The sequence below is a fragment of the Alterinioella sp. B-7 genome (assembly GCF_056857775.1).
In genome coordinates, this window is the sequence record NZ_JBSXNT010000017.1 from 90,158 (window position 1) to 97,626 (window position 7,469).

General features: G+C 60.8%; 8 protein-coding genes and 1 pseudogene. 8 read left to right on the forward strand and 1 reads right to left on the reverse strand.

Features of this window, described 5'->3' with window-relative positions; all coding sequences use genetic code 11:
* Positions 1–8 precede the first annotated feature (8 nt).
* The 8 genes and pseudogenes from AC13C7_RS01865 to AC13C7_RS01900 form a co-directional block, all read left to right on the forward strand.
* Complete coding sequence (locus AC13C7_RS01865; RefSeq protein WP_482866439.1) at positions 9–1,367, forward strand: selenium-binding family protein; 1,359 nt, start codon at positions 9–11, stop codon at positions 1,365–1,367.
* Positions 1,364–1,732 (forward strand): 2Fe-2S iron-sulfur cluster-binding protein, encoded by a 369-nt coding sequence (locus AC13C7_RS01870; RefSeq protein WP_482866440.1) that lies wholly within the window; start codon positions 1,364–1,366, stop codon positions 1,730–1,732. The genes AC13C7_RS01865 and AC13C7_RS01870 overlap by 4 nt, the downstream gene beginning before the upstream one ends.
* A 3-nt stretch (positions 1,733–1,735) precedes the next feature.
* Positions 1,736–2,200, forward strand: coding sequence for a CoA-binding protein (locus AC13C7_RS01875; protein WP_172321064.1), 465 nt, complete (start codon positions 1,736–1,738; stop codon positions 2,198–2,200).
* 39 nt (positions 2,201–2,239) lie between these two features.
* A complete protein-coding gene (locus AC13C7_RS01880) occupies positions 2,240–2,629 on the forward strand; it encodes a rhodanese-like domain-containing protein (protein ID WP_482866441.1) in 390 nt (129 codons plus the stop codon).
* Between the two features lie 15 nt (positions 2,630–2,644).
* Positions 2,645–3,445, forward strand: coding sequence for an enoyl-CoA hydratase (locus AC13C7_RS01885; protein ID WP_235952766.1), 801 nt, complete (start codon positions 2,645–2,647; stop codon positions 3,443–3,445).
* Complete coding sequence (locus AC13C7_RS01890; RefSeq protein WP_482866442.1) at positions 3,442–5,052, forward strand: AMP-binding protein; 1,611 nt, start codon at positions 3,442–3,444, stop codon at positions 5,050–5,052. The genes AC13C7_RS01885 and AC13C7_RS01890 overlap by 4 nt, the downstream gene beginning before the upstream one ends.
* A gap of 31 nt (positions 5,053–5,083) precedes the next feature.
* On the forward strand, positions 5,084–6,244 hold the full coding sequence (locus AC13C7_RS01895) for a glycine cleavage T C-terminal barrel domain-containing protein (protein WP_172321140.1): 1,161 nt from the start codon (positions 5,084–5,086) through the stop codon (positions 6,242–6,244).
* 202 nt (positions 6,245–6,446) lie between these two features.
* Positions 6,447–6,668 (forward strand): annotated as a pseudogene (locus tag AC13C7_RS01900) (substrate-binding domain-containing protein); the annotation flags it as partial.
* Between the two features lie 208 nt (positions 6,669–6,876).
* On the opposite strand, the gene AC13C7_RS01905 reads toward AC13C7_RS01900, so the two are convergent.
* The coding region (locus tag AC13C7_RS01905) for a helix-turn-helix domain-containing protein (RefSeq protein WP_482866443.1) at positions 6,877–7,469 on the reverse strand (593 nt) is incomplete at its 5' end.

Consider the following 7,469-nt stretch of genomic DNA (forward strand, 5'->3'; position numbering starts at 1 on the left):
GGAATGTGATGATGGACGGCGCATGTTGCGGCCCGGGCTATGCAAGTCCGACCGAGGCGATCAAGGCCCCCCGCGAGAAACTGCTCTACACGATCGCCATCTATACCGGCACCGGCATCCAGAAACCGGATTATCTGGCGACCGTGGATGCGGACCCGGACAGCCCGACCTATAGCCAGGTCATCCACCGGCTCGAGATGCCCGGCATCGGGGATGAACTGCACCACATGGGGTGGAACGCCTGTTCTTCGTGCCATGACGATGCGGGCATGTCGCGCAAGTATCTGCTGGTTCCCGGCGTGCGGTCCAACAACATCCACGTCATCGACACGGCCACCGATCCACGCGCACCGCGATTGCACAAGGTGATCGACGGGGCCGAGATCAAGTCGAAGGCCAACCTCAGCGGTCCGCACACCGTGCATTGCCTGGGCAGTGAGATCATCATTTCGTTTCTGGGCGATGCGAAAGGCGAAGCGCCGGGCGGCTACCTGCATCTGAACAGGGAGTTCGAGATTCAGGGCCGGTGGGAAGAAACCATGGGCGACATCCCGTTTTCCTATGACTTCTGGTACCAGCCGCGCCACAACGTCATGGTATCTTCCGAGTGGGCCGCGCCCAACACCTTCATGCCAGGCTTCGATCTGGAGGAAGTGGGGCACCTGAAATACGGCCGCCGCCTGCACATCTGGGATTTCGAAGCGCGCAAGCCGGTCGAAACCATGTATCTGGGCGAAGACGGGCTGATCCCTCTGGAGGTGAAATTCCATCATGATCCCGACAGCAGCCACGGGTTCTGTGGCGCGGCCTTGTCGGCCAACGTGATCCATTTCTGGAAATCCGAGGCCGGCAAGTGGGAATGGGAAAAGATCATCGACGTCGAGAACGAGCCTCATCCCGAATGGCCCATTCCGGTGCCGGGCGTGATGAGCGCGATCCTCGTGTCGATGGATGACAAATACCTGTATCTGAACAACTGGCTGCACGGTGACATGCGCCAGTATGACATCTCCGATCCGCACAACCCGGTCCTGACCGGTCAGGTCTGGATGGGTGGTTTGCTGGGCAAGGCACCAGAGGTCAACGGCGTGAAAGTCGCGGGCGGGCCGCAGATGTATCAGCTCTCGCTCGATGGCAAGCGGCTCTATGTCACCACCTCGCTGTTCTCAACCTGGGACAACCAGTTCTACCCCGAGATCCGCACACAGGGCGGTGTCATGCTGATGATTGATTGCGATGTCGAAAACGGCGGCATGAAGATCAACGAGGATTTCATCGTCGATTTCGGCAAGGAACCGAACGGCCCCAGCCGCTGCCACGAAACCCGCTATCCCGGTGGCGACTGCACCAGCGATATCTGGCTTTGACCGCGACACACACCATAACGATCGCAAACCGCGACGGCGCGGCCTATCAGGTCGAAGCGCGCCGTCCGCTGTTGGAGACCCTGCGCGAGCAAGGGGTCGATCTGCCCTATGGCTGCAAATACGGCGGCTGCATCACCTGTGCCGCCAAACTGACCGATGGTGAGGTCGATCAGCGACGTCAGGTGGCGCTGAACAACCGTCAGATCAACAACGGATATGTCCTGCTCTGCGTCGCACGCCCGATGACCGACATCACGCTCGAAATCGGCGTCGAAAGCCACGACAAACTCTACCGCAACCCTTTCCTTGATCCGCTGGAGCCGCATGAGCTGAAGGCGGATATCGCGACCCCGAAGGAGGCCTGAGACATGCCCGCCCAAGCGCTGGATGAACTCTACGATTACGACCAGAAATACCTTGCCGACATTCTGAAGTCGGTGAAAACCATCGCGATGGTTGGTGCCAGCGCTGACAAGACCAAATTCAGCTATGGGGTGCTGCGCGTGCTGCATGAAACCGGCTACGACATGATCCCGGTAAACCCGAACCCGAACCTGACCGAAATTCGCGGCATTCCGGTGGTTCATTCGCTCGAAGAGATCGATCGCCCTGTTGATATGGTCGAGGTCTTTCGTCCCAAGGACGAACTCTATGCCATCACCGAAAAGGCGATTGCCATCGGGGCCAAGGTGATCTGGGGGCAGATCGGGGTTTACGACGATGCCGCCGCAAAGCTTGCCGAAGACGCCGGCCTCAAGGTCGTGATGAACCGCTGTCCCAAGATCGAGCTGTTCCGCCCGTTCTGGAAACCGCGCCTCGACCTGGCGATCTGACAACAGCGGCCTGGTGTCGTCCAAACAAGGAATCTGATCGTGTCACAGACCATCATCAAGAGTGCCAAGGATATCGTGAATGATGCCCTGGGGCGTGTACCTGCAATCAGCGCCGAAGATGCGCTGGCATTGGCGGCCTCGCCCGCTCACGTCTTCGTCGATCTGCGCGACGGCACGGAGCAGGCAAGGACAGGCGTCATAAAGGGGGCCGTATCATCGTCCCGCGGCATGATGGAGTTCCATATCTGTCCCGAAAGCCCGGCGCACAAACCCGAATTCAATCAGGACAAGACCTATGTCTTTTACTGCGCATCCGGTGGACGGTCCGCCATGGCGGCGCTGGTGGCCATGGAGATGGGCCTCTCGCCGGTTCTGAACATGTCCGGCGGCGTTGGTGCGTGGAAATCGGCCGGCGGCGCGTTGGTATAAATCATGGACGGCACAATGGAAACCGAACAACTCATCCTGCGCTCGGACCAGGACGGCATCAGTGTCCTGACGCTGAATGCACCCAAATCCATCAACGCCCTGTCAGAGGCGATGCTGGCCGCCCTGTCCGACATGCTGGACGCAATCGCGGCGGACCGCAGCGTCAAGGTCGTGATCCTGCGCAGCGGCGGCGACCATTTTTGTGCGGGCCATAACCTCAAGGAAATGACCGCGCGCCGCGAAGACGGCGACGGTGGGTTCCAGTATTTCCAGGACCTCTTTGCCAAATGTTCCGCGATGATGCTGCGCATCGTGCGCCTGCCGCAGCCGGTGATCGCCGAGGTCAAGGGAATTGCCACGGCGGCAGGATGCCAGTTGGTGGCGTCCTGCGATCTGGCCGTGGCCGCCGAGGACGCGACATTCGCCACGTCGGGCGTGAATATCGGCCTTTTCTGCTCCACGCCCATGGTTGCGCTGTCGCGCAATGTGCCGCGCAAGATGGCGATGGAAATGCTGCTGATGGGCGAGTTTCTACCCGCCGCCCGTGTCGCCGAAATGGGTCTTGTGAACCATGTGGTGCCAGTGGCAGAGGTTGAGGGGAAGGCCATGGAAATGGCGCGCATCATCGCCGACAAATCGCCGTCTGCGGTCAAGATCGGCAAGCGTGCCTTTTATGAACAGACCGAAATGCCGCTGGAAGAAGCCTATGCCTTTGCCGGCCGCACAATGGTCGAGAACATGATGGCGCGCGACGCCGAGGCCGGGATCGGTGCCTTCACGCGTAAGGAATCCATGCCAGAGTGGACGGGTGAATGACGTTTGATGGGCCCGAACTGGCGCGCAATGCCGCCAATCATACGGCGCTGTCCCCTGTTTCGATCCTCAAGCGCGTGGAGCGTGTGCACCCCGAACTGCCCGCGCAGATCCATGGGCACATCCGCCGCAACTGGGGTGAGGTCGCGGAGCGGTGCAAGCAGCTGGCCTCGGCACTGGCCAAACGAGGTGTCGGCAAAGGCGACACCGTTGCCCTGATCGCGCCGAACATCCCGGAGGCCCTGGAATGCGCGTTGGCGCTGCCGATGCTGGGGGCGGTCCTGAACGCCAACAACACGCGGCTCGGTTCCGGCACGATCGCCTATATTCTTGAACATGGCGAGGCGAAGGTTCTGCTGGTCGATACCGAGTTTTCGGCAATGGCCGCCGAAGCCGTCGCGCAATCCGGCCGCGATCTCCTGATCGTCGATATCGAAGACAGCGAAGGACCGGGTGGCGAAAGGATCGGCGAGCTCACCTTTGACGATCTGCTGGCCGAAGGCGATCCCACCTTCGCCTATACCCTGCCCGATGATGAGTGGGACGCGCTGGCGCTGAACTACACTTCCGGAACCACGGGCCGGCCCAAGGGCGTTGTTTATTCTCACCGTGGCGCCTGGACCAATGCGGTCAACAATGTCGTCACCTGGGAAATGCCGCACCACCCCGTCTATCTGTGGACGCTGCCGCTGTTTCACTGCAACGGCTGGTGCTTCCCCTGGACGATCACCATGCTCGCCGGAACCCATGTGTTCCTGCGCGCGCCAAGGCCGGAGGCGATTTATGACGCCTTCGCCGATCATGGCGTGACCCACCTGTGCGGTGCGCCGATTATCATGTCGATGATCAGTGGGGCCGAACAAAAGCGCGACTTCCCGCAAAAGATCAAGATGATGACCGCCGCCGCGCCACCGCCCGCCAGCGTGATCAAGGGGATGGAGGCGATGGGCATATCCATAACCCATGTCTACGGCCTGACCGAGGTCTATGGCCCCGCCGTGGTTTGCGCCGAAAAACCTGTCTGGGCCGACTTGCCCGCGCAGGAAAGGGCCGATTTGAAGGCGCGGCAAGGCGTGGCTTATGAGCTGGAAGAAGACGTTCTGGTTCTCGACCCCGAGACAGGAGAGCCTGTTCCCTGGGACGCTCAGACCCTCGGCGAGGTCGTGTTTCGCGGCAATATCGTCATGAAGGGCTACCTGAAGGCGCCCGAGGAGACCGCGAAGGCCTTCAAGGACGGCTGGTTCTGGTCGGGCGACATCGCGGTGCAGCATTCCGATGGCTACATCGAGATCCGCGACCGGTCCAAGGACATCATCATCTCGGGCGGCGAGAACATCTCGTCCATCGAGGTGGAAAAGGCGCTTTATTCCCACCCTGCCGTCAGCCTCGTCGCGGTCGTGGCCATGCCCGACGAGAAATGGGGCGAAGTGCCCTGCGCCTTTGTCGAACTTTGCGGCGCGGCGACTGAAGACGACCTGCTGGCCCATGCCAAGGCAAACCTGGCCGGCTACATGCGTCCCAAGAAGGTGATCTTCGGCGAACTGCCAAAGACGACCACCGGAAAAATCCGCAAGAATGAACTCCGCGATCTGGTGCGCCAGAAGCGATGACCCTGCCACATTCACCGACTGGAACACGAACATGAGCACGAACCACGAACTTCGCTTTGCCGACTTCAGCTTTGGTACTCAGGTCCGCAAGTCCCCTTATTCCGACGCGGCTCTGCGTTGGGGCGCCAAGGGTTTTTCGGTCTATAACCACATGTATATCCCGCGCGATTTCGGTAGCCCGGAGCAGAACTTCTGGAACCTGATCGAACAGGCGATCTTGTGCGACGTGTCGGTCGAACGTCAGGTCGAGATCAAGGGGCCGGATGCAGCCAAGTTCACCCAGTACCTGTGCTGCCGCGACATTTCGGCCTGCAAGGTCGGGCAGTGCAAATATGTGCTGATTACCGATCAGGATGGCGGGGTCATCAACGATCCGATCGTGCTGAAACTGGCCGAGGACCATTTCTGGCTGTCCATCGCCGATAGCGACGTCCTGTTATGGGCGCGCGGCGTAGCGGTGAACGCCGATATGGATGTCGAAATCACCGAGCCCGACGTGTCGCCTCTACAGCTTCAGGGCCCGAAATCCCGCGATATCCTGCGCGCGTGTTTCGGCGACGCCCCGACCGAACTGAAATACTACCATTTCATGGAATATGACTGGTACGGGGTGCCGCTGATCATTTCGCGCACCGGCTGGTCGAGCGAGCTTGGCTACGAGATCTTCCTGCGCGACGGGTCTGCCGGAAACCGTCTTTGGGAACACATCATGGATATCGGCACGCCCATGGGTCTCAAACCGGGCCACACATCCGGCATTCGCCGGATCGAGGCGGGAATGCTGTCCTATCACGCCGATATGAACCTGGCCAACAACCCGTTCGAGCTGAACCTCGACCGTCTGGTCAGCCTCGACATGGAAGCCGATTTCGTCGGCAAGGACGCGCTGAAACGGATCAGGGAAAAGGGCATCAGGCAGAAGCTCGTCGGTCTGGAGATCGAAGGGGAGCCTTTTGTTGGCGTCAACGATTTTTTCTGGCCGCTCATGAAGGACGGAATCCAGGTCGGCACGGTCACCTCGGCGGTCTATTCCCCGCGGCTGAAGAAGAACATCGCACTTGGCATGCTGAAAATCGAGCATGCAGACCTCGAGACGGAGCTGACCGTTGACAAGCTGGGGGAAACACGCGGCGGCGTAGTCGTGCCGATCCCTTTCCACGATCCAAAGAAGGAACTTGCAGCAAAAAGCTAATCAGATAGCTGCATGAGACAAATATACCATGCAGCGCTTGGACCGGGGCCACGGAGGAAGCCGCTCTTCAACGACGATTCCGGGCCTGTCCGGTGATGGATTGGAACGGGTTTACATCTACTCACAATGTGTTGAGGCGCGGCGCTACATCGTTGGCCATACCGGCCCCGATGACTGCTTGCAGGGGCAACACGCCGCCGACATGCTGGCCGATGCGCTCGATGGCGAAGGCAATATCGTGGTGGTCGAAGGCACGCCGGGCTACACCGTGTCGATCCTGCGCGGCAACTGCTTCCTCGACCCGATTGCAGATGCCTATCCGGGTATCAGCGTGCTTGACAGCCAGACGGCGGAATGGAACAGGGAACGCGCGCAGACCGTCATGGAAACCTTCCTGACCCAATACGGCGACCAGATCAATGGGGTCTATGCCATCGACGATGGCATGGGGCTCGGCGTGATCAGCGCGTTGCAGGGCGGAGGTACCTGTCATCTACCTCGCCAAAGACGCCCGTGCGACTTGCATTTCCTCTCGACTACCGGGAACGCCTTTTCCCGAACCTGTTCGCTGATGGGGACCTGCCCGCTCAACAAAGCGCTTGACCGAATGGGTGTGCAGGTCGCTGCTGACTTCAGTTCGCCGCACGCCACATCCGATACCGCCCCTGCCCCGTCATCTCGCGGACCAGACCCTTTTCCTCCATCCAGGCAATGTTTCGCTGGACGGCGGCGCGACTGGCGCCGGTCAGAGCCTCGGCCATCGGGGCGGAGACGAGTGGCCATTCGGTCAGAACAGCGCACAAGGCTGGGGGCGTGCGGCCCGAGAGTGGGGTCATCTCGGTTTCTGCCCTCGCTGACCATGCCTCGATATCGTCTAGGTGCCGCATTGCGGTCAGGCAGGCGGTCTCCATCCCGTCAAGCCATCGCGCCAGACGGTCGGCGGGTGAGCCACCCGCGCGAAGCCCCCCTGCGCCGCCCATGACCGGAGGCGGAAAGACTGCGCCCTTGCCGTCGCTGGCCGCGATGCGCCCGGCCGTGACTGCCGCTTCCATTCGGTCACCCTGCTGCCCGAGCGCCGCGAGGTACCAGAGGTGATAACCGGCGCAGGCGCGGCTTATCGGGTGAAGAACGGCGGGTTGTGCCATCAGGTCGAGCCATCCTCCCGCACGGTCCGCGAACGGCTCGCCTTCATCTGCCATTTTTTCGGGGTCGCGGCAGTCGAGGA